Source organism: Rhodospirillaceae bacterium (genome assembly GCA_018662005.1).
Classification (GTDB): Bacteria; Pseudomonadota; Alphaproteobacteria; order Rhodospirillales; family JABHCV01; genus JACNJU01.
This window is the reverse complement of record JABJHA010000016.1, coordinates 41,132-61,938: the sequence shown is the minus strand read 5'-3', so window position 1 is coordinate 61,938 and position 20,807 is coordinate 41,132. Positions and strand designations below refer to the sequence as shown.

Below are 20,807 nucleotides of genomic sequence, written 5' to 3'. Positions count from 1 at the left end.
TCTTTACCCCTATTCGGAGACTCCATCATGTGTGCCAAGCCCTCTTTCCAGTGGGATGACCCGTTCGCCCTTGAAGACCAGTTAAGTGAAGAAGAACGTCTGGTTCGCGACACCGCCCGTGACTACGCTCAAGACAAACTGATGGGCCGCATTCTTGAGGCAAACCGGAACGAGACCTTTGATCCCGACATCATGAAGGAAATGGGCGAACTGGGATTGCTTGGACCGACCCTGCCCGAAGAATATGGATGTGCCGGCGTCAGCAATGTCAGCTACGGTCTGGCAGCACGGGAAATTGAACGGGTCGACAGTGGTTATCGTTCGGCGATGAGCGTTCAGTCATCTCTGGTGATGTTTCCCATTTATGAATACGGCAGTGAAGAACAACGCCTGAAATACTTACCGAAGCTGGCAACCGCGGAACTAATCGGCTGTTTCGGTTTAACCGAACCCGACCACGGCTCCGACCCCGGCGGCATGAAAACGCGGGCCGAAAAGGTCGATGGCGGGTATAAACTTACCGGCAACAAAATGTGGATCAGCAATTCACCGATCGCCGACGTCATGGTTGTTTGGGCCAAACTCGACGGCGTGATCAGGGGATTCATTCTTGAACGCGGCATGGACGGCCTGAGCACACCCAAGATTGAAGGCAAACTTTCCTTACGTGCCTCGATCACCGGCGAGATCGTCATGGACGGGGTGTTCGTGCCAGATGAAAACATGTTCCCCGAAGTCGGCGGCCTTAAAGGGCCATTCGGTTGCCTGAACAAGGCCCGTTTCGGGATCGCCTGGGGGACCATGGGGGCGGCCGAATTTTGCTGGCACGCAGCCCGTCAGTACACTCTGGATCGCAAACAGTTCGGGCGTCCGCTGGCAGCCAATCAGTTAATCCAGTTAAAACTGGCCAACATGCAAACAGAAATCACACTTGGCCTGCAAGCCTGTCTGCGGGTCGGGCGAATGCTCGATGAAGGCACCTGCGCGCCGGAAAATATCTCGATGATCAAACGTAATTGCTGCGGTAAGGCCCTGGATATTGCCCGCATGGCCCGCGACATGCACGGCGGCAACGGTATCTCGGACGAATTCCACGTCATGCGCCACATGGTCAATCTGGAAACCGTCAACACCTACGAAGGAACCCACGACATCCACGCCCTTATTCTGGGCCGGGCCATGACCGGGTTACAGGCGTTTTCGGGGGCGTGATAGTAAGACAGTTTTTTTAGGAAAGTTACCCGTTTTTTCGGCTGTGGTATTTCAGCGCCATACTGATGCAATGTCTTGCAGCATCAATGGGAAATTCACCTGTGAGGCTAAAATGAATGCTTCGATTTCCCCCGAACGTCAGGGTTGGGTATATTTGACGCCATTCTTCGACCAGACTTGATTGGCAATTGACGTACAGGGCGAAATCACCGTCATATTTGTTATCTCCGTGAATGCGGATGGTTGTGCCGCTTTTCGTTTCCGGCGTCAGATAACTTGGTTGTCCCCATTTAAGGGTTTCCTCGATCCGGCCCACGCCTTCCTTACTTGCCGTTTCGAAAATCAACGCCCTTAACACCATAAGTGCCGCACGAACAGGTTCGCTGTAACCGGCGAATACTTCTGTGACATCAATATTTTCAAAGGGTTTTCCCATTTTGCTGTCTGTCATAAATAACCTTCTCTATGCCAGTTCTAACTCCACCAATCTTGCCCAGTAACTGGCGCCGACGGTCAGGATGTCGTCGTTGAAGTCGTAGTTGGGGTTGTGCAGCATACAGCCGCCTTCGCCGGGGCCGTTGCCGAGCCAGACATAGCAGCCCGGCTTTTCATTGAGCATGAAGGCGAAGTCCTCTGCCCCCATGGACGGTGTCGGGTTGGTGACGATTTTATCGGCTCCCGAGACATCGGCGGCGGCGCGGGCGGCGGCTTTTGTCGCCACCGCTTCGTTGATGGTTGGCGGATAGCGGCGCTCGTACATCATTTCCATCTGGCAATTATGGGCCTGGCAAATGCCCTGCGCTATTCGGCGGATCGACGGTTCAATGGTGTCCTGAACTTGCGGCCGGAACGAGCGGGTGGTGCCACGCAAAATCACATCATCAGGAATTACATTCCAGGCATGACCGGCGTGGATTTGGGTCACCGTCACGACCGCTGAATCCTGTGGGTCGGTCGCCCGGCTGACGACGGTTTGCAAGGCGCTGATGATTTCGGCGGCGACAGGAATCGGATCGATTCCCGTATGGGGCATACCGCCATGGGCGCCGCGACCGGTGATCGTCATCTCGAAAATATCGAAGGCGGCCATCAGCGGACCTTCGGTTACCGCAAAAAGTCCTGCGTCCTGGCCCGGCCAGTTGTGCATACCGTAAACCGCATCGACGGGAAACTTCTCGAACAGGCCTTCTTCGACCATCACCCGTCCGCCGCCTTCGTTTTCTTCGGCTGGCTGGAAGATAAACTGCACGGTGCCTTTGAAGTTCTTCGTTTCAGCCAGATATTTGGCCGCCCCAAGCAACATGGTGGTGTGGCCGTCATGGCCACAGGCGTGCATCTTGCCGTCGTGCGTTGATTTGTGGTCGAAGTCGTTGAGTTCTTCCACATCAAGGGCGTCAAGGTCGGCGCGCAGACCGATGGATGGCCCCTCCCCCGTGCTCAGGGTTCCGACAACGCCGGTCTCGGCAAGGCCGCGATGAACGGTGATTCCGAACTCCTGCAATTTGGCGGCGACGATGTCCGATGTGCGCTTTTCCTCAAAGGCGGTTTCCGGATGGGCGTGAAGATCACGCCGCCAGGCGGTCATGTCATCATGGAAGTCCGCAATTCTATTAATAACCGGCATCGGTTTCTCCTTATACACTGGGGCCAACATCTTATATAAAGGCGCTCATGGAACAACAACCAATCTACGATGTACTGATAATCGGCAGCGGCGCCGCCGGTTTGGGGTTGGCCCTGGAACTGGGGCCTGAAACATCCATCGCCATCGTCTCCAAAGGATCGCTTGAAGAAAGCTCCACTTACTACGCCCAGGGCGGTATTGCCGTTGTCCTGGATGAAACTGATAGTGTGGAATCCCACATTAACGACACCCTGAATTCAGGGGTGGATTTATGCGACCCCGAGGCCGTTCGTTTCATCGTCGAGAACGGTCGCCAATCCATTGAAAAACTAATCGATTACGGTGTTGATTTCAGCCGCGAGACAAATCCTGAAAACGGTGCTCACGAATACCACCTGACCCGCGAAGGCGGCCACAGCCACCGCCGCGTTATCCACGCCGCCGACGCCACCGGCCGGGCCGTCGAGACGACCCTGGTCGGGCGCGTACAGAACCAATCAAACATTACCCTTCTTGAACACCACAACGCGGTTGATCTGATTTGTCAGGATGGGCGTTGTGTTGGGGCTTACGTACTTGATATCAACGAAGGCACCGTCAAAACCTACCGGGCTCGTTCGGTGGCGCTGGCAAGCGGCGGCGCGTCCAAGGTTTATCTGTATACATCCAATCCGGATGGTTCCACCGGCGACGGTATCGCCATGGCCCGGCGCGCCGGATGCCCGGTCGCCAATATGGAATTCACTCAATTTCATCCGACCTGCCTGTATCACCCGGAGGCAAAATCCTTTCTGGTGACAGAGGCCGTACGCGGGGAAGGTGGGCATCTGCTGTTGGCTGACGGGACAAGATTTATGAAAAACTTCGATGAACGCGGCGAGTTGGCCCCCCGCGATATCGTCGCCCGGGCCATCGACCATGAAATGAAACGCACCGGTGACGAATGTGTCTACCTGGACATCAGCCACAAGCCGCTGAGCTTTATCGAAGATCACTTTCCAAATGTTTTCAAACGCTGCCTTGAGTTCGGTTTTGATATGTCCAGGGAGCCCATTCCGGTTGTTCCGGCGGCCCATTATACCTGTGGTGGGGTGATGACGGATTTGAACGGACGAACAAAAATCGATGGCCTGTATGCCATAGGCGAAGTCGCTTATACGGGCCTGCACGGTGCCAACCGCATCGCCAGCAATTCACTGCTTGAATGTCTTGTTCTGTCAGCCGCCGCAGGGCGGGATATCACAACCCACCTGAAAGATTTTCCCGAACCGCCCGAACTGGCCCCATGGGATGAAAGCTGGGTACGGGATTCTGATGAAGACGTTGTGATTTCCCATAACTGGGAGGAACTGCGCCGCTTTATGTGGGATTACGTCGGCATCGTGCGGACAGACAAACGCCTTGAGCGAGCCCAGCACCGGATTGATTTGTTGCTCAGTGAAATTGACGACTATTACGGAAATTTTCGCATTACCAGCGATCTTCTGGAATTGCGCAATCTGGCCCTTGTCGCCGACCTGATTATCCGTTCCGCCCGTTCGCGCAAGGAAAGCCGTGGCCTGCATTTCACCCTCGATTATCCCGACCGTGACGACACTACGACAGGTCCGACTATTCTGGATTACCAAACATGAGCAAGGATGGAATCCTCAGTGGCCATAGCGCCCTGATAGCCGGTGGTTCGTCAGGCATCGGCCTGGCCTGTGCCAGATTGCTTGCCGCCAATGACTGCCAGTTGCACCTGGCAGCCCGCGATGACGAGGCCCTTGATCAAGCTTGCGAAAGTATCGTCGAGGATTACGGAATTGAGGTTGAAGCCTTGCCGACGGATTTATCCGAGCCAGTCAATGCCGCCGCCCTGGCCCTTGATTGCGAGGATGTGGATATTCTGATCAATGCCTTTGGCAGTGTGCCCAGGGGGACAATCGAAACCCTGCAAGGGGAAGACTGGCAAACCGGTTTTGAACTCAGGGTTTTCGGCGCCATCAGCCTGACCCGCGAAGTTTATGAAGGAATGCTTGAATTGGGAACCGGCATCATTATCAACATCGGCGGTGCAGTTGGAGAGGATGATGAGGATGGACTTTGCATTCTGAGCGCCAACGCCGCCCTGAAAGCTTTTTGCGAAAACCTGGACAAGCAGGCCAAACGCGAAGGTGTGCGGGTATTGCCCTATTTCCCGGAAACAGACATAGGTAACGATGACCACGCCGCCACCCTTATCCAACTAATTTTCGGAAAGCTATCTTCTTAAATTTTGCTCATTGCGGCTGACCGGCACAACACTGGCCCGGGTGTTGACGTACAAGGCTGCCGGCGTCATCACCGCCAACAGGATCAGCGGTTTTGTCATGTCATCGGCCATAACAGAAACCAAAACAAAGCTCATTGCCATCATGGAAGTCGCCATGATTTTAGCTTTATAGGGTATAACCTTGTGCTCGTGCCAATCTCGTATGGTCGATCCAAACCGCGGATGGTTCCACAACCACAGGCGGAACCGTTCAGAACTTTTTGAGAAAGCCCAAAGTGCAGCAATAAGAAAAACAGTCGTCGGCATACCCGGCACAACGACACCAATCAAACCCAGCCCAACGTTCAGCCACCCGAAGCCCAAAAACAACCAACGGGCCCAGCAGTTTGTCTGCTCAGGGCTGGCATGTTTGCATATTTCCGAGCTCTGTGTTTTCGTCATGACGGTTGCGGCCTAAATATTTCCTTGAAAGTCACTATAGTATGATATTTGGTCGCAATCATTATATTTCAATTTCAAAAATATGAAAATCACATGATCGACAGCATCTCCCTTCCCGATGGCGCTAAACTGGCTGATGGTGTTTTTCATCAAATCCTGCGGCCAGAGGAAACATCAAAACCGCGCCCTGCCCTGTTTCTTGATCGGGACGGCTGTGTGGTTGCCGAGGCTCATTACCTTCATAAAGCTGAAGACGTTGATTTGATTGCAGGCGCCGCCGACGTGATCGCCCGGGCCAATACCCTAGAAATTGCCGTCGTCTTCGTTACCAATCAGGCTGGCGTCGGCTACGGATACTTCGGCTGGCAGGATTTTTTTCAGGTCCAGAATGAAATTCTTGGAAGATTGACAGCAGGTGGCGCTAAGGTCGATGGCGTCTACGCCTGCCCCTTTCACGAAAAAGCGAAGCCCCCCTATGACCATCCTGATCACCCATCCAGAAAACCCAATCCGGGTATGTTGATGGCGGCAGCCGCGGAAATGAACCTGGACCTTGGCCGCTCCTGGATTATCGGGGATCGGGCCGGTGATCTGGAAGCCGGTTTGAACGCCGGAATTGCTGGCGGTGTTCACGTCGCTACTGGTCACGGAACACGCGAGGGCGAACGAGAAGCGGCTTTGGACCTGAAAGCAAAAAACTTCCAGGCACTGGCGGCAAGTTCTATAGCCGAAGCGCCCCAATTGATCGGCCTGTTTTCTTAAACCGAATCGAGACGGACCCTATTGCGACCGCTGTTTTTTGCCTCGTAGAGAGCTTTGTCGGCTGCCTCCAGCAATTCGACCGGTGTTTCATGAGTTGGGTATTCTGCAATCCCGCAGCTAAGTGTCACTGAAAACTTCTGCTGACCAGATGGATGCTCGATTTCGGAAAAAGCCTGACGAACACCATTAAAAATTTTCTCGGCCTCATTAATGCTGGTTCCCGACAGAACGGCGGCAAATTCTTCGCCGCCCATGCGGCCAATAACGTCATTGCTACGCAGGCGTTGCCTCAGCAATCTTGAAAGACTTTTAATAACCTGATCACCGACGCCGTGACCATGACTGTCATTGACCGATTTAAAATGGTCAATATCCAGCGATGCCACGCACAGCTTACTTTTGTCACGAGAAGCGCGGGCAACTTCATTTGCAAGAAATTCATGGGTCGTTGTGTGATTTAAAAGGCCGGTCATGCTGTCACGCACCATGCGGGAGCGAAGCAGACGGAAGCGCTTCACCCGACTGCGTACGGATGAAATCAAATGCTGTGGCTTAATCGGCTTAGTCAGAAAATCATCGCCACCTGAACGCATCGCCAGCAATTGCTTGTCGATGTTGTCTTCACCAGAAAGGAAAACGATGGGAATGGTCGCATAACTTTCCTGTTGTCTGACCACGATAGCCAGTTCCTGGCCATTGCATTCAGGCATGTAAAGATCCATCAGAATCAATTCCGGGCCAAAATCATCAAGCTTTTCCAGAACCAGCATGGGATCAGTAACAGATTCGGCGATCATGCCAGCCCCTTGCAAAATGACTTCCGTATACATTGCTGTGCTGACGTCATCATCGACGATAAGAATTCTAAAATCATCATCGCCTTCGCTTGACAGGTGCTGATCGAGCACGTCGATAAGTTCGGATGCGACAACCGGCTTTAACATGAACGATTCGGCGCTGGCTCTGGCTGCCTGCAAGCGCACATGAATGTCTCCCGCCCCGGAAATAACAATCAATGGGGCTTCTAAAATTTCACGTTGTCGCAACTGGTCAATAACTAAAAGGTTTGAAAATTTTTCTCCTTCCGCAGAGATATCCATGACAATCGCAGAAGGCTCGAATTTGTTGATGGTGCTCTCCATATCTACACCATGTTTGACGTGGTGAATGGCAAAACCTGAATTTTCAATCCCCCCGCTCAGGCGTTCTACCTCTTCGTCATCATCGCTGATAAGCAGCAGCACCCTTTCACTGGTATGCTCGACAGGCTCCGTTTCAGCATCCTGTGCCACCGCGTCGACAAGAATGTCATCAACCACCTTCTGCAATGCTTTGACGAGCGGCTCCACCGCATCCGCTGCCACTTGAAGTGACAATTCTTGCAGATTCAGGGTTTCCTCACAGCCGTTTTCCAGTAAACGGGCCGTCACGCTTATATCGGGAAACCCGAATGTCGCCCCGGAACCTGCAAGCTTATGAGCCAGGCCTTCCAGAGTTTCAAGATAGTGTCGAGTCCCTGCCTCGTCCCCCGAAGCAGGTGGGCGAGCGGCTTCAATAACCTCATTTATCTTAGCAGGAAGTTGATCCCGGTATGATTGCCTGAGTAAAGCCAGTTTATCCTGTAAGGCGTCGTTCATGTTTTGATGATAGGACTTAAACGGGTTTTGAAAAAAGAAATTTCCGGATTTTACTGGGAACCGTAATTAATATAGTCGGCCCACACACGCTCCAGGCGCCGCAAGGATTCCAGCACTTGCTCGGTTTCATTTTCCATTTTGTGCTGGCTGGCGAAGGATTCGGCGTTTTGCACCTCGAGTTCGCGAATTTTGACGACAATCTGGATCGCTTTTTCAGTCAACTTGACACTGACGGAGCGTTTATCATGCTCTGTGCGTTTCTGCTCAAGATAACCAAAATCAACAAGCTTCTTGATGTTGTAGGAGACATTGGAGCCTTGATAATATCCGCGCTCCACAAGATCACGGATAACAATTTCTTCCTCGCCGATGTTTGCCAGCAACAAGGCCTGAACACCATTAATATCCCTGACGCCCAAACGGTTCAGTTCGGTTCTCAGAACGTCAAGAAAACGTCTATGCAGGCGCTCAATCAGATGGGTTAGCTCAAGGTATGTTTTCGTCACTTAAATATCTTCCAAAAATTTTACGTCACAGTTGAATTCTGCACGTAAAGTGAGTGCTTTCGCAACCGGCTTAAGACAAAGTCTAGCCGTTTTCTCTGGCTCCCGGGTATCATTACATGGCAAAGATGACCGCATAATGAATAAAGAATGCAGATCGGGTTTCTATTGAGTACGTGTCTTTCAGCTTTTTCCAGCACCATGGCCCGCGCTTTGCGGAAGAACCTTTCGCTCGTTTTGGTTATGGCCATGGCCCTTGCCAGTTGTTCAGGGCAGGTGCCGACACCTAAAGAAATTTCTAAGGAAAACAACGAAAGCCGGGCCGGACAATTACTTAGGATTGCCGAAACCACTCGGCAGGGTGGAGATCTTGCCTCGGCGTTGGCGCTGTTTCGGCGGGCCCATGCGAAAGCGCCAAATGATATCAAACCCCTGATCGCCATTGGTGAAACCGCCTTTGTATTAGGGGAATTCGATCAGGCGGCCAACGCCTACGTCAAAGCGTTGGAAATGGACGGGGAAAACATGCAGGTTCTGCTCGGTCTTGGCAAAACACTGATCTCCCTCGATCGTCCCGATCAGGCCATTAATCACTTTGAAATAGCGACACGGGTCAATCCGGCCGATCATCGGGGCTTTAACGGATATGGTGTCGCCCTCGACATGATGGGGCAACACGAAGAAGCCCAAGGCCAGTACCACAAGGGGATCGAAGTGGCGCCAGAGGCTGTTTCACTGAGCAATAACCTGGCCCTGTCACTGGCCTTCGCCGGAAAATTCGACCTAGCTATTGGCATTCTGGAAGTGTTCGCTGACGACCCCATGTCCGGCGTTCGCTTGCGACAGAATTTGGCATTGATTTACGGCCTTGCCGGGATGGAAGAAAAGGCCGCAAATATCGCCGCAAAAGACCTTGATGAAGCCGGGGTCGCCAATAACCTTGCCTACTATGCGCAACTTCGCAATCTTTCCAGCAAGGGTCGCGCCCAGGCCATTTTCGGGACGACGGGGAACACCAACCCCTAAAAGAACTTCAGGGGGCAGCTTTCGCCACCCCCCGATGCCGCCAGGCCAACGGACCCCAATCCATGACCTGGCTCCCCAAATTTCTTAACTTACAGTCCCCCCAGCCCGTCAATGGCGCTCAGGATGGCTGGCCCAAGCAGCACGATAAAAAGCGTTGGCAGGATGAATACAATCAACGGAATTGTCAGTGTCGCGGGTAACTTTGCCGCTTTTTCCTCGGCCTTTAACATTCTTTCGTCGCGATACTCGCTGCCCAGAACCCGCAAGGAATGCGCCAGTGGAGTTCCGTATTTCTCCGTCTGTATCAAAGTGTTGACGACACCGCGGATTGACGCCAATTTGGTACGCTTGATCAAATTGGTCAGGGCCGTCCGGCGTTCGGGCTGGAAGCCAAGTTCGATGGCAGTCATTCCCAACTCGTCAGCCAGTTCCGGGGCCGAGCGGGTCATTTCACGAGCCACCCGCGTCAAAGCGGCGTCCAGGGCCAAGCCAGACTCTGCGCAAATAACCAACAGGTCGAGCGCGTCGGGCAATCCCTTTTGCAACTGCGCCCGGCGTTTGTTGACCACATGGCGTACCCCTGCTTCGGGCAGGAAGACCCCTGCAACCAGCGCCGTCATACAGATCAGTATTTTGATCATCGGCTGTGCATCAACAATTGCCAGCCCGTAAACCAGAAATACCGCTACCCCGCCAAGAACAATTGGCAAGCTGAGTTTCAGGAACATGAAAATGACAATGGCGTCTTTTGATCGCCAACCCGCCTGCATCAATTTTTCGCTCACCTTTGACACATGCGCGCCTTTTAGCATGTTCAGACGATTGGTGACGGAGCGCATGAACGACACCGTCTCGACCCGCTGAAAGCGATTGGTGTTGGCTTTCAACATTCCGGCCTTCAGGTTTTCCCGGTGCTGACCAAGGGAGTGGGCGCGGGTTGACAGGGGATCACGGCGGATCAGTGCCTGCCAGACGATAAAGACGCTGAAAAAGGCAACAAGCCCTGCGGTGCTGGTGATCAGCCCATCCATACCCATTCCGGTCATTTGTTCCAACATGTTCATATCTAAATCTCGAACTTGATCATTTTGTTCATAACCAGGACACCAAAGCTCATAATGGCAATGCCCACACCCAGCATCATCTGGCCACGGGGATCGGTAAACAGGGCCATTTCATATTCGGGATTGAGGGCGAAAATGATGCCAAACATAATGAACGGCAGTGATCCAAGAATAATAGCGCTGGCCTTCGCTTCCGATGACATGGCCTTGATCTTCAAGCCCATCTGGCGACGACGGCGCAGGATGTCTGACAGATTGCCCAGCGCTTCCGACAGGTTGCCACCGGTCTCACGTTGTACGGAGATACTGATAACAAAGAATTTGAATTCCGCCGTATCGAGACGCCTTGCCGTTTCCCACAAGGCTTCATCAAGGGGTTGTCCGAATTTGACCCGGTCGGAAATATCGCGAAATTCCTTACCCACAGGATCAGCCATTTCCTGACCGACGGAAGCGATTGATTCCGTGACCGGCAATCCTGACTTCAGGCCGCGAACAATCAGGTCGATGGAATCCGGGAATTGTTCGGTGAACTGTTTCAGCCGCCTTGTCGCCATCTGGCCAATGACCATGTGTGGCAACCCGACACCGACAATGAGTCCTAGAAGCAGCGCCAGTGCAATGGATTGGCCAAGAATTAAAATGGTTAACAGAATTACCAGCAACGCCGTGGCGATGTTTACCATGATGTAGGCGCCAATGGATATTTCACGACCGGTGCGAGCCAAACGAGCCGCAAGCATTTCCTGGTTTGGCAGAAAGCGCTTGGCCAGTTTTTCAAACAAGGGAAAACGACTAGTGATTTGTTTTTTAACGGTATTGGCATTTTCCTCATTCCGCGTGACGACATGACCCGCAGCGCGCAAACGGATCGTCTCGATACGACCCTGCATCCGTTTCCTGGGTTTCGAGGCGATGCCGGAAACGGCAAAAATCAGACTGCCTAAACTGATGGCGACACCGAAAAAAATAAGGACAACGGTCATGTTCATGACTTGGTTTCCCCTTCATTTTCCTGCGGTGCGGAAGACATCGCTTCGATCAACGCACGCTCCAGCCCGAAGTACTGCGCCCGCGTGGCGAAGTGCGGTTTCAGACCTGTTGAGCGGAATTTTCCGTAAAGTTTTCCGTCAGGGGTTTCACCTTCAAACTGGAACTTGAACAAATCCTGGGTGGTGATGATGTCGCCTTCCATGCCGACAATTTCGGTAATGTGGGTAATACGACGAACGCCATCGCGCATACGTGAAATCTGTACGATCATATTTACCGCACCGGCAATCTGGGTGCGGACGGCTTCGGCTGGCAGTTTGACACCTGACATGGCGACAAGGTTTTCCAGCCGTGTCAGTGCTTCGCGTGGACGGTTGGCATGGAGTGTTCCCAGTGATCCATCATGACCGGTGTTCATGGCCTGTAACATGTCGAGTGCTTCACCGGCGCGGATTTCACCCAGGATCACACGGTCAGGGCGCATACGCAGGGCATTCTTGACCAGATCCCGTTGGGTAATTTCGCCGTCACCTTCAAGATTGGCGGGGCGGGTTTCCAGACGCACCACATGGGGTTGCTGCAACTGCAATTCGGCGGCGTCTTCAATGGTAACGACACGTTCGCCATCATCAATCATTCTGGACAATGCGTTAAGCAAAGTTGTTTTGCCTGAACCAGTGCCGCCGGAAATCAGGATATTAAGCTGGCTGCGAGTGGCGATCTTCAACACCTTGGCCATTTCCGGCGAAAGATTTTGCTGACGCTCCATGACATCCAAAGTGATCTTTTGCTTGGCGAATTTACGAATGGAGATGGTTGCCCCGTCGATGGCCAGCGGCGGAATGATAATATTAACGCGCGACCCGTCTTCCAGCCGGGCATCGACCAGTGGCGAGGATTCATCGATACGCCGGCCAATACGGGTGACGATACGGGTGGCGATGCTCATGACATGGGCGTTGTCGCGGAAGATGACGTCCGATAATTCAAGCTTGCCGCCACGTTCCACATATACCTGCTTGGCGCCATTGACCATAATATCCGTAACACCTTCATCGGCGAGCAGGCTTTCAAGCGGCCCAAGGCCAAGCATATCGTTGATCAATGTGGTTACCAGATCACGCTGCTCCAGTAAATTCAGGCGCATCTTTTGTTCAGCCAGGATTTCCCCGACGATAGCGCTGATTTGTTCGCTTAACTCGGCCCGCGGCAGGGCAATCGCTTTCGATACATCCATCTTGTCCATCAGGATTGGCTGCACCTTTTGCTTGGCTTCCTCGATACTGCTTTGAGAGGCCGATGACGGTTTTTTCATGGGCGCCAGGGCTGGCGCCGCGTCGGCTTTTATCGTCTTGTCAGGATTATTTTTCCTGGCATCAATCAGGAATTCGTTAAGGGCCGCGGTGACCACGTCTCGCCGATCATTAGCATCAAGTTCCTGCCCTACATCCTCGACGACATCGGCAATTTTTTCCGCCAGTTCAGAACGCGACAATGTCGAGTAGTCGTTGAATTCACAATCCTCGTAGAGCTTGTTTTTGCAGACGGACAAAATCTTTTCCATATCATCGTCGCGAGATTTTTCCTCGCTACTTGCCACATTCAACGAGGTCGGCAACGCAACGATTTCGGCGCTGGTTGTTGCGCCACCGAAGCCTTTGGAGGTTCCCGTGTTGCGGCGACCAAATGACATTATCCTCTCCCCATCAGGCGTTTCCACATGGGTGCCTGGACGACGTCTTCGACACGGCCCGATACATTGCGGCTAAGATCGCGAAGGGTTTGAGACATTTTGGTCGCTTTTGCAATTTCAGCGACAGTCTTGCCGGCACCTTCTGCAAGGATCGCGGATTTAACGTCGCACGGAATTTGATGATCAACGCTCAGTTCCGCCCCGCTTTCAAAATCCTTGATCGTCAACTCACCGTTCTTGGAATTGCCGACACGGTTAACGACAATGGATAATTCTGAATCCGGGGTGACGGTCTTAACCAGTTTGGCAAGCCGTTGAGTATCGCGCATGCCGGCCAGTGTCGGGTCGGAAACGACAACGACAGACGCCGGCGGGATCAGGGTTGAAATTTGCGAGCGCGCGGCGAAGCGTGGCAGGTCGATTACGACACAATCAAAATCAGCGCGCAGGGTTTCAAGCAATCGGTCCAGGGCTTTGGGGTCGAACGAGAATGAATTTTCGAGCCCTTCCTCCGCCGCCAGGATGTACAAATTATCACTTTCACGGACCATCGCCCGCTCGATAAACAGACCATCAATACGGCTGGGGTTTTCAAGGGCTTCACGAAAACCCAGGCCGGGTTCCATGTCCAAGGCCAGGGCCAATGTTCCGAAATACAGATCAAGATCAATCAGGGCAACGCGCAAGCCCTGCTCATGAGCCATCATCCAGGCAATGTTTGCACTGACCGTACTGGCGCCAACACCGCCGCGAGCACCAACAACAGCAATAAGGCGTCCTAGCTGGTTGTCATCGTCGGGAGACGCGGTCTCCACTTCATCGGCGCGGTTAAGTGCAGCATTCAAATCTTCAGCTGAAACCGGTTTGAGGAGGTAATCCTGAACCCCCATGTCCATAAGATGCCGGAACAACTGAACATCATTGATGTCACCAAGGGCGATCACGCGTGTGTCAGCCATGCAAACCCGGGCCAGGGCATCGATATCGGCAACCGGGTCGATGCTACCTGAAAGATCGATCACCAGTTTTTCAGGTGTCGAAATTTCCGCCAATGCGTCGGCGGCGTCGGCGGCTGAGCCTTCCAACACCTGATCTTCGCTCCAGTCATTTTTGATGGCGACACCAACCATCATGGCGCGGGTCACTTCATCAGTAACGACGGCCAGAAACGGCGCCCGGGAGGATGAAATATTAAGGGCGGGCATGGACATTACTGATCCTCCCCTGATTTCTGCTGACTTTGGGTGACGCCAACATCTTCGGGGCTCAGGCTTTTGGTTTCGCCTTTCCGATAATTGCTGATTGATGTGGCGGCGTATTCACCATCGGCGTATCCCTCATCGCGACCACGAACCAGATCGCCTGGCTCTGCCACCATCAATCCAAGATTGGTGGCGCTGGCGCAGCCCCAGTTACTGGTCGGGACGTTGTTGTAGGTAAAGCGCTCACCGCTCCAGTCAGGACATCCGGGCAAAGTGACGACGTAGCGTCTGATAATCAGGTTGACCGCGTCTCCGGTCGGCGACTTGACACCAAAATCACCGGACAGGGATCTGATGGTCACCCCGAAGGTCGAAAGATAGTCGGCAACCATGGTCTTGCGGGCATCGCTGAGAGCCGCCGGGACTTCGGGATTTCCCGAAACCAGATAAAACGTATCCGTACGGGCGGCCTGTGCATTGTTAAGAAATGCAAGCAGGCGTTCACCTTCCTTACGGCTCAGATCGGCACTGGCCGAAACGAAGCTAACCTGATGGCTGAACTGTACCTGATTGGCCTGGGGCTTTTTGGGTTCCGGGACGTTTGACCAGTCCTCAATGTGTGGGATGCCTTGACATCCGGCAACAACAGCTATGGAAGCAACTGCCAGGAATTGTTTGATCGTTTGGGGTCCGATAAACATGGGCACTCTCCTTGTATTAATCCAGTTGAAAACCAACCGGACCGATCAGGGTTTTACCGCCACGTCCGACGGTGACCGGCTGACCGGGATTCGGGTTACGGCGGTTCACGCCACCGGTGAAAATCCGCTCGATATCGTGTGGGGGCGCGAAACCATCGGTAGGGGCGGCCAGTTTGTTGTTGGACACGGGCTTGACGATGTAAGGCGTAATGATGATCACAAGCTCGCTCTCGTCGCGCTGGAAGCGGTCTGATTTGAATAGCCCGCCAAGCACCGGCACGTCGCCAAGGCCGGGGAACTTGGAAATATCGTGGGTGACATTGTTTTGCAGCAAGCCGGCGATGGCAAAGCTTTGACCGCTGCCCAGTTCGACAGTCGTTTCGGCCCGCCGTGTCGTCAGCGAGGGCACCACGAAGGAGTTCAAGGTTACCGAATTGGTCGATGAAAGCTGGCTGACTTCGGGGCGGACATGCATGTTGACCCGGTCTTCTCCCAGCAATGTCGGGGTGAAAGCCAGTGAAACGCCAAACTTTTTGAATTCAATGGTCACGCGACCATCTGAATCGGGCACCAGGATCGGGAATTCACCACCGGCCAGAAAACTGGCAGTCTCACCGGAAAGTGCGGTCAGGTTGGGTTCGGCCAGAACACTGACCAGCCCTTCTTCTTCCAACGCGTCGATGACGGTGTTGAAATCCCAACCGGCGATGTTCTTGCCAAGGCTCAATGTATTCTGGGTGACCGCCCCTGCGAACGGGTTGGTCGTCGCAAGACCGAGCGAGAAACCACCAATGGAGCCAAGGATCGACCAGTTAAAGCCCAGTTGTTTGTCGACACCACGCGAAACCTCGGCGACGCGAACCCGCAGATTGACCTGATTTGGAGCGGTAATGCCAAGTCGGTTAATGATGTTCTTCTCATCCCCGGCAAAGCTGGCGGCGAGGCGACGCATATCTTCGGCAGCGCTGGCTGAAGGAACCGTGCCATCAAGCACCAGGGTGCCGTTAATGCTGGCGACGCGGACACCGGATCCGGGATGCAATTCATCAAGAATACCGCGCAGGCGACCCAGGTTATGGGTAACGGTTATATCGATATTGGCGAGCACACGCTCTTTGCTGTCGACGGCGTAAAGCGTCGTCTGCCCGGGTTTCTTGCCGAGCAGATAAATCAGGCTCGGCGACTTGACCTGAATATTGGCAATTTCGGGATCGGCGACAAAAACCGTCTGGGCCGGACGGTCAAGCCGGATCAAGCGACCCTTGGAGACTTCCAGTTCAAGGGATTGACCAGAGCTTGAAACGACGTCAACAGTGCCACTGGGGCGCGTGAACTGAATTTGTTGACCAACGGAGGCTTGCAACTTCAAGGGGCCTGTTGTCGTCGATGCGACTTGCTGAGCTTTCGCAGCGCTTGCCGACATGACAAGGGCGAAGGCGGCAATCAGGACAAAGCCTGATAAACGTGTGGTAAGGGGCATGGATTTTTTATTTGTCATCACTGTGCTTCCTTAAAATGCGGCCTGCTCGGCTTCACTACCGCGCAAAACGTTGACTGTCTGGCCCTTGCCGTTGCGTTTAGCCAAACCCGCAACCAGGGCGTTGACATCTGTATCAAGGGTGAAGCCGCGGCCTGTCTTCAGAATTGGCTTTCCGGCATTGCTGTCGGCATTGCCGCTTTCATCCCTGGCAAGGCTTTGCAGGCTTAGGGAAAGCGACCCCATGACCATGCCAATGGCAACTTTTTCGGCCTGCTTGGGCGTAACTTCCATGGTCACGGTCTTGGCCGGACTGACTTCGCCGTCCTTGCTTTCAGTTTTTTGATCTATAGCCAGGACCCGGATACCACTCAGTATGGTTTTACTGACATGACGAGAACGGTTATCGCCTTCGGAATTCTTGCTGTTGAACTGGGATGTCAAAATCAGATCAACCTTGTCACCGGGAAAAATGAAACCTGAAATCCCTGATGTCGCGTTAACAGGAACCGAAACGGCGCGACTGCCCGGCTGAAGGACAGCGGCCAAAAACCCACGGTCTCCCGGGTGGACGACCTGACGGTCCGTGATCGGTTGTCCGGGCATAATCGACGTGCGGACGACAGCACCGATAAAATCCTTGATGTCGCGCTGGCCCTTTAGGGCATAAACCTCGGCTGAGCCTTCTTCCGGCCAGGGTTGCCATTTAAGGTTATCCTTGCGAACGAAGTTGCCCGCCTTGAGCTCTGCGTTAACCACCAGAACCTCGACGGTTGCTGTTTCGGTCACCTGTTTGGGAGCCGAAGCCAGGAAGGCGGCGCGTTCGGAACTGATCCAGTTATTGGCGAACATGGCCGTCATGCCGGCGGTGCCAAGGGCGATCAGAAGCAGAATGATATTTTTCAAAGTCATCTCTGTATCCTTCCTATAAAATCCGGCCCGCGCCGAGCATCAGGGCGCCAACGCTAAAACCGCCAAAGGCAATGGCGACGCCGTAAGGAATTTGGGCAACGAATTGGGTTTCTTTATCCTCAACACCAGTGAAGCGACCAATGGTCATCGCCAGGCCAGCACGTACAGGGGCTAATTTGGCAATTGCCAGGACACCGCCGACAAGGGCGGTAATAATCAGAAAATCCGTAATACCAAGCGGCCCGGCCCAAAGTGCCGTCGCTGCAATCATTTTGATGTCACCGCCACCCATATGACGAAGCGCAAACAAAACAACGCCGACACCAAGGACGCAAGAAGCGACAATCAAACCACCCATCCAGTCAACGGAACCCGGGCTGGCCAGGACATGAGCAGGATAAAGGGCCGCAATGGCCAAATTAATACGGTTGGGAATGCGATACTCTGCGACATCGTTTATCGCTGCGAGCACGAGAAGCCCGAGGAATAAAGCGATTACAAACGTATCGATGGTTGGTTGGAAATGCATGGCTTGGGGGCCTGTGTCATTTGGGGTGAAAAAAATTTGGGTCGGTCAGTTTTAAAAATGGATAAATAAAAATTCCTTGATCGGGGCTTTTAGTCTCCTCCCCCCTTCGGACCGGAGAGGGAGCGATCCGAAGGGTGGACTTTTTGTCCGGGAGGGACTTTTAGAGAAGAAAACTTCCTTGCCTTACGGGGCTGTCGCCGTGGCACCGGTAAGGGCTGTCGATACGGCGGTGAACATGGTGTTCAAAGACGCACCCATGGCCGTCAAGGCGGTAATTGCGGCGACCGATACGAGGGCGGCGATCAGGCCATATTCAATGGCGGTGGCGCCGGATTCGTCGTTCAACAGATTTTTGAGGGTTTGGAATTTCATAACAATCTCCTTTAAGTAATTTGGGTCGACTTCAATCATCGTGAGTAAATAATAATCGCCAATATCAAATATAGTCAAAATAATAATTCATCAACAAAACCCTTCTTTATTTCATATATATTTGGTTTTTATTTAATTTTAATTTATCTAAAATTTTATGGGATTTTCGAAAATTTTGCTACGCAGACTCAACACCCCCAACTTTTACATGGAGGTCAAAGTAGATAAAATTTTATTGAATTTTTATTTGAATAAACAATAAGTACTTATAATTTTTACTTATATTTTATTATTTATGAATGGGCATATTTCGTCGCTATACTTAACATATACATAAAGCATGTTAACTGGATCAGTCCCATGAACATACCGCCCGTCTTTAATTCCATTTGGCAAACAGCAACATCATTCCTCCACCGCCTGCGTAAGGATCACGGTGGGGCGGTCGCCATTTATCTGGCCTTTGCCATCGTTCCTGTCATTGGTTTTGTCGGCATCGGCACCGACACTGCCCGCGCTTATATGGTCAAGTCGCGCCTGTCATCGGCTCTTGACGCTGCGGGTCTGGCAGGTGGCAAGGCCTTTTTCAGCACCACCCGTGATCAGGATATTGAAATGTTTTTCAATGCCAATTTTCCGACCGGTTATATGGATGCTGTACTTTCCGGCCCCGTGGTCAACATCGATACCGTAAATGAAACCATTACATTAAGCGCCAGCGCCACCATCCCGACGACTTTTATGCGCCTGATTGGCCATGAAACCATTGTCGTAAGCTCCGATACGGAAATTACCCGCCAAATTGAAATGCTGGACCTGGTTCTCGCCATTGACATGTCAGGCTCAATGTCATCTTCCGCCGGTGCCCAGAGCAGGATTTCCGCTGCCCGCGAAGCCGCGTTGCTTCTTGTCGACATTCTTTTTGGCAACAGCGGCAACAAGGATCTGCTGAAAATCGGGCTGGTGCCATGGAACGCCAAAGTCAACGTCACCATAGACGGCAGCATTTTTAACGCCGGGGGCACCATAACCCAGCCCGTTGCCGCCTTTACCAATCCTGAAACCGGAATTAACCAAAGCGAAGTCTACTTCGCCAACAATTCTCCTGTTCCCCTACTGGCGCCCCCACCTGCAAATTGGAAGGGGTGCGTCTATTCCCGCTTCATTGATGACGCAAATCCCGATAGTGATGCCGATATTCTGATGCCTCCGGTATCGACGATCATCACCGACTGGCCCGCCTGGCAACCAATTGGTGTCGAGGGAGAGCCAGTATCCGGTGGCACCTGCACCTCAGCAGTTGGCGGAAGCGAATGTCGTCGCTGTCTGTCCCACGGCATCACCCCCCTGCAAAGTAGCAAGGCCAGTATTGAGAGCGCCATTAGCGACCTTCAAAACCCGACCAGCACCACCAACATTCCCCAGGGCATGGGTTGGGCCTGGCGCGTCCTTAAACCGGACTCACCCTTTACCGAAGCCGAAGCCAATCCTCCCATGAACCGCCAGCAGGCCATTGTCCTGCTGACCGATGGTGAAAATTACGGCGGTTCTGGTGATGGCTACAAGGGAACTTTCGGACTGGGCGGCACCGCCCGCTTGGAAATGGATGCCCGCTTGCAGTTGATTTCGGACAACATTAAGGCCGATGGCGTTATCGTCTACGTCATCCAGTTCGCCAACAACGGCAGCGCCCTGCAGACTCTGTTACAAGGTGTCGCCAGCGGGCCGGGATCACCCTTTTACCATTACGCCCCTGACGCAGCTGCCCTGCAACAAGTTTTCCATGAGATCGCCAGCCATCTGTCCGAATTACGGCTGTCGAAATAGGGCACCCGCCCCCATGCTGATTAAATGAATTTTTAAGGCAGGATCGTCGCCAGCGCGCCGAAGCGGGGGCGAAGAATGGAATAACGCGACAAAGTCGAAGCGCTCATCACACCACCGGCAAAAACCGGGGCGAAATCGTAAAAGGCCTCGGCAACGATAACACTTTCCCCGTCACGAATAACAAAACCGGCCGGCAGGACAGCGTTCGCTCCTTCGGCGTCGAAGACGCTGGAGCCGCTGCCGCTGCCAAAATCACGTTGCCAGTTTACCACCGGGTTGGCGGTGCCCAGCATACCGATAGATGAAACAATAATATGACCTTCACCCGCCAGGTCGAATGGTTCGACCACATAGCCCGATGCCGTGAACAAATTACCCAGATCTCCCTCGGCCAATGTTTCGGCCTGCGACACCAGATCAGCCATCGTCGCCGATGCTCGCTCGATTTTCTGATTCAGAAGAACAAAGCGGGTGACCTCGATGCCACTCAACAACAACCCGGCCAGGATCGGCATCGCCATCGCCATCTCGACGGCGAGAGAACCTTTCTGATTCTTCATTAAACGGCGGACCCATTT

At 53.2% G+C, this 20,807-nt stretch carries 21 protein-coding genes; 6 read left to right on the top strand and 15 right to left on the bottom strand.

All coding sequences use genetic code 11. The features are described 5' to 3' along the window. The first annotated feature begins 27 nt into the window (after positions 1-27). Positions 28-1,212 carry an acyl-CoA dehydrogenase gene (locus tag HOL66_08820; protein MBT5244337.1) on the top strand — a complete coding sequence of 395 codons (1,185 nt, stop codon included), beginning with the start codon at positions 28-30 and terminating at the stop codon, positions 1,210-1,212. A gap of 25 nt (positions 1,213-1,237) precedes the next feature. On the opposite strand, the gene HOL66_08815 is transcribed toward HOL66_08820, so the two are convergent. Both HOL66_08815 and HOL66_08810 read right to left on the bottom strand, forming a co-directional pair. Next, positions 1,238-1,648 (bottom strand): DUF1801 domain-containing protein, encoded by a 411-nt coding sequence (locus HOL66_08815; protein MBT5244336.1) that lies wholly within the window; start codon positions 1,646-1,648, stop codon positions 1,238-1,240. A 27-nt stretch (positions 1,649-1,675) separates the two neighbouring features. Continuing rightward, positions 1,676-2,836 (bottom strand): amidohydrolase, encoded by a 1,161-nt coding sequence (locus tag HOL66_08810; GenBank protein ID MBT5244335.1) that lies wholly within the window; start codon positions 2,834-2,836, stop codon positions 1,676-1,678. A 47-nt stretch (positions 2,837-2,883) separates the two neighbouring features. Between HOL66_08810 and nadB the strand changes: the two genes are divergently transcribed. Both nadB and HOL66_08800 read left to right on the top strand, forming a co-directional pair. Next, a complete protein-coding gene (gene nadB / locus HOL66_08805) occupies positions 2,884-4,470 on the top strand; it encodes an L-aspartate oxidase (protein ID MBT5244334.1) in 1,587 nt (528 codons plus the stop codon). Continuing rightward, positions 4,467-5,090: an SDR family NAD(P)-dependent oxidoreductase gene (locus HOL66_08800; protein MBT5244333.1), complete on the top strand. Its 624-nt coding sequence runs from the start codon at positions 4,467-4,469 to the stop codon at positions 5,088-5,090. Before nadB ends, HOL66_08800 begins: the two co-directional genes overlap by 4 nt. Here HOL66_08800 and HOL66_08795 read toward each other — a convergent pair. Continuing rightward, positions 5,079-5,531: a YbaN family protein gene (locus tag HOL66_08795; protein MBT5244332.1), complete on the bottom strand. Its 453-nt coding sequence runs from the start codon at positions 5,529-5,531 to the stop codon at positions 5,079-5,081. The genes HOL66_08800 and HOL66_08795 overlap by 12 nt on opposite strands. A 93-nt stretch (positions 5,532-5,624) precedes the next feature. On the opposite strand from HOL66_08795, the gene HOL66_08790 reads away from it, so the two are divergent. Next, the gene (locus HOL66_08790; GenBank protein MBT5244331.1) at positions 5,625-6,293 is read left to right on the top strand and encodes an HAD-IIIA family hydrolase; all 669 of its coding nucleotides are present in this window, start codon (positions 5,625-5,627) and stop codon (positions 6,291-6,293) included. Here HOL66_08790 and HOL66_08785 read toward each other — a convergent pair. Together HOL66_08785 and HOL66_08780 are read right to left on the bottom strand one after the other, a co-directional pair. Further along, on the bottom strand, positions 6,290-7,930 hold the full coding sequence (locus HOL66_08785; protein MBT5244330.1) for a diguanylate cyclase: 1,641 nt from the start codon (positions 7,928-7,930) through the stop codon (positions 6,290-6,292). The genes HOL66_08790 and HOL66_08785 overlap by 4 nt on opposite strands. A gap of 50 nt (positions 7,931-7,980) precedes the next feature. Further along, positions 7,981-8,436 (bottom strand): MarR family transcriptional regulator, encoded by a 456-nt coding sequence (locus tag HOL66_08780; GenBank protein ID MBT5244329.1) that lies wholly within the window; start codon positions 8,434-8,436, stop codon positions 7,981-7,983. Between the two features lie 165 nt (positions 8,437-8,601). Between HOL66_08780 and HOL66_08775 the strand changes: the two genes are divergently transcribed. After that, the gene (locus tag HOL66_08775) at positions 8,602-9,459 is read left to right on the top strand and encodes a tetratricopeptide repeat protein (GenBank protein MBT5244328.1); all 858 of its coding nucleotides are present in this window, start codon (positions 8,602-8,604) and stop codon (positions 9,457-9,459) included. Positions 9,460-9,548: 89 nt separating this feature from the next. On the opposite strand, the gene HOL66_08770 is transcribed toward HOL66_08775, so the two are convergent. The 9 genes from HOL66_08770 to HOL66_08730 all read right to left on the bottom strand — a co-directional run bounded on the left by HOL66_08770 (position 9,549) and on the right by HOL66_08730 (position 18,402). Continuing rightward, positions 9,549-10,523 (bottom strand): type II secretion system F family protein, encoded by a 975-nt coding sequence (locus tag HOL66_08770; GenBank protein MBT5244327.1) that lies wholly within the window; start codon positions 10,521-10,523, stop codon positions 9,549-9,551. A gap of 2 nt (positions 10,524-10,525) precedes the next feature. Beyond that, positions 10,526-11,515 (bottom strand): type II secretion system F family protein, encoded by a 990-nt coding sequence (locus HOL66_08765; GenBank protein ID MBT5244326.1) that lies wholly within the window; start codon positions 11,513-11,515, stop codon positions 10,526-10,528. Continuing rightward, complete coding sequence (locus HOL66_08760) at positions 11,512-13,209, bottom strand: CpaF family protein (GenBank protein ID MBT5244325.1); 1,698 nt, start codon at positions 13,207-13,209, stop codon at positions 11,512-11,514. Before HOL66_08760 ends, HOL66_08765 begins: the two co-directional genes overlap by 4 nt. Then, on the bottom strand, positions 13,209-14,414 hold the full coding sequence (locus HOL66_08755; protein ID MBT5244324.1) for a P-loop NTPase: 1,206 nt from the start codon (positions 14,412-14,414) through the stop codon (positions 13,209-13,211). Before HOL66_08755 ends, HOL66_08760 begins: the two co-directional genes overlap by 1 nt. A gap of 5 nt (positions 14,415-14,419) precedes the next feature. Further along, entirely contained in the window at positions 14,420-15,112 is a 693-nt protein-coding gene (locus HOL66_08750) for a hypothetical protein (protein ID MBT5244323.1), read from the bottom strand. Between the two features lie 16 nt (positions 15,113-15,128). Then, positions 15,129-16,610 (bottom strand): type II and III secretion system protein family protein, encoded by a 1,482-nt coding sequence (locus tag HOL66_08745; GenBank protein MBT5244322.1) that lies wholly within the window; start codon positions 16,608-16,610, stop codon positions 15,129-15,131. A 12-nt stretch (positions 16,611-16,622) separates the two neighbouring features. After that, complete coding sequence (gene cpaB / locus HOL66_08740) at positions 16,623-17,501, bottom strand: Flp pilus assembly protein CpaB (GenBank protein ID MBT5244321.1); 879 nt, start codon at positions 17,499-17,501, stop codon at positions 16,623-16,625. A gap of 13 nt (positions 17,502-17,514) precedes the next feature. Continuing rightward, positions 17,515-18,030 (bottom strand): peptidase, encoded by a 516-nt coding sequence (locus HOL66_08735; protein ID MBT5244320.1) that lies wholly within the window; start codon positions 18,028-18,030, stop codon positions 17,515-17,517. A 183-nt stretch (positions 18,031-18,213) separates the two neighbouring features. Then, the gene (locus tag HOL66_08730; GenBank protein MBT5244319.1) at positions 18,214-18,402 is read right to left on the bottom strand and encodes a Flp family type IVb pilin; all 189 of its coding nucleotides are present in this window, start codon (positions 18,400-18,402) and stop codon (positions 18,214-18,216) included. Between the two features lie 360 nt (positions 18,403-18,762). Between HOL66_08730 and HOL66_08725 the strand changes: the two genes are divergently transcribed. Further along, positions 18,763-20,229: a VWA domain-containing protein gene (locus HOL66_08725; GenBank protein MBT5244318.1), complete on the top strand. Its 1,467-nt coding sequence runs from the start codon at positions 18,763-18,765 to the stop codon at positions 20,227-20,229. A gap of 32 nt (positions 20,230-20,261) precedes the next feature. Here the strand turns inward: HOL66_08725 and HOL66_08720 are convergent, their stop codons facing one another. Beyond that, positions 20,262-20,789 (bottom strand): pilus assembly protein, encoded by a 528-nt coding sequence (locus HOL66_08720; protein MBT5244317.1) that lies wholly within the window; start codon positions 20,787-20,789, stop codon positions 20,262-20,264. Positions 20,790-20,807 lie beyond the last annotated feature (18 nt).

Excerpts from the sequence above, each read along its gene's own strand:
- HOL66_08820 (MBT5244337.1), top strand. The coding sequence starts at position 28 with ATGTGTGCCAAGCCCTCTTTCCAGTGGGATGACCCGTTCGCCCTTGAA.
- HOL66_08815 (MBT5244336.1), bottom strand. The coding sequence starts at position 1,648 with ATGGGAAAACCCTTTGAAAATATTGATGTCACAGAAGTATTCGCCGGT.
- HOL66_08810 (MBT5244335.1), bottom strand. The coding sequence starts at position 2,836 with ATGCCGGTTATTAATAGAATTGCGGACTTCCATGATGACATGACCGCC.
- nadB (MBT5244334.1), top strand. The coding sequence starts at position 2,884 with ATGGAACAACAACCAATCTACGATGTACTGATAATCGGCAGCGGCGCC.
- HOL66_08800 (MBT5244333.1), top strand. The coding sequence starts at position 4,467 with ATGAGCAAGGATGGAATCCTCAGTGGCCATAGCGCCCTGATAGCCGGT.
- HOL66_08795 (MBT5244332.1), bottom strand. The coding sequence starts at position 5,531 with ATGACGAAAACACAGAGCTCGGAAATATGCAAACATGCCAGCCCTGAG.
- HOL66_08790 (MBT5244331.1), top strand. The coding sequence starts at position 5,625 with ATGATCGACAGCATCTCCCTTCCCGATGGCGCTAAACTGGCTGATGGT.
- HOL66_08785 (MBT5244330.1), bottom strand. The coding sequence starts at position 7,930 with ATGAACGACGCCTTACAGGATAAACTGGCTTTACTCAGGCAATCATAC.
- HOL66_08770 (MBT5244327.1), bottom strand. The coding sequence starts at position 10,523 with ATGAACATGTTGGAACAAATGACCGGAATGGGTATGGATGGGCTGATC.
- HOL66_08765 (MBT5244326.1), bottom strand. The coding sequence starts at position 11,515 with ATGAACATGACCGTTGTCCTTATTTTTTTCGGTGTCGCCATCAGTTTA.
- HOL66_08760 (MBT5244325.1), bottom strand. The coding sequence starts at position 13,209 with ATGTCATTTGGTCGCCGCAACACGGGAACCTCCAAAGGCTTCGGTGGC.
- HOL66_08755 (MBT5244324.1), bottom strand. The coding sequence starts at position 14,414 with ATGCCCGCCCTTAATATTTCATCCTCCCGGGCGCCGTTTCTGGCCGTC.
- HOL66_08750 (MBT5244323.1), bottom strand. The coding sequence starts at position 15,112 with ATGTTTATCGGACCCCAAACGATCAAACAATTCCTGGCAGTTGCTTCC.
- HOL66_08745 (MBT5244322.1), bottom strand. The coding sequence starts at position 16,610 with ATGACAAATAAAAAATCCATGCCCCTTACCACACGTTTATCAGGCTTT.
- cpaB (MBT5244321.1), bottom strand. The coding sequence starts at position 17,501 with ATGACTTTGAAAAATATCATTCTGCTTCTGATCGCCCTTGGCACCGCC.
- HOL66_08735 (MBT5244320.1), bottom strand. The coding sequence starts at position 18,030 with ATGCATTTCCAACCAACCATCGATACGTTTGTAATCGCTTTATTCCTC.
- HOL66_08730 (MBT5244319.1), bottom strand. The coding sequence starts at position 18,402 with ATGAAATTCCAAACCCTCAAAAATCTGTTGAACGACGAATCCGGCGCC.
- HOL66_08725 (MBT5244318.1), top strand. The coding sequence starts at position 18,763 with ATGAACATACCGCCCGTCTTTAATTCCATTTGGCAAACAGCAACATCA.
- HOL66_08720 (MBT5244317.1), bottom strand. The coding sequence starts at position 20,789 with ATGAAGAATCAGAAAGGTTCTCTCGCCGTCGAGATGGCGATGGCGATG.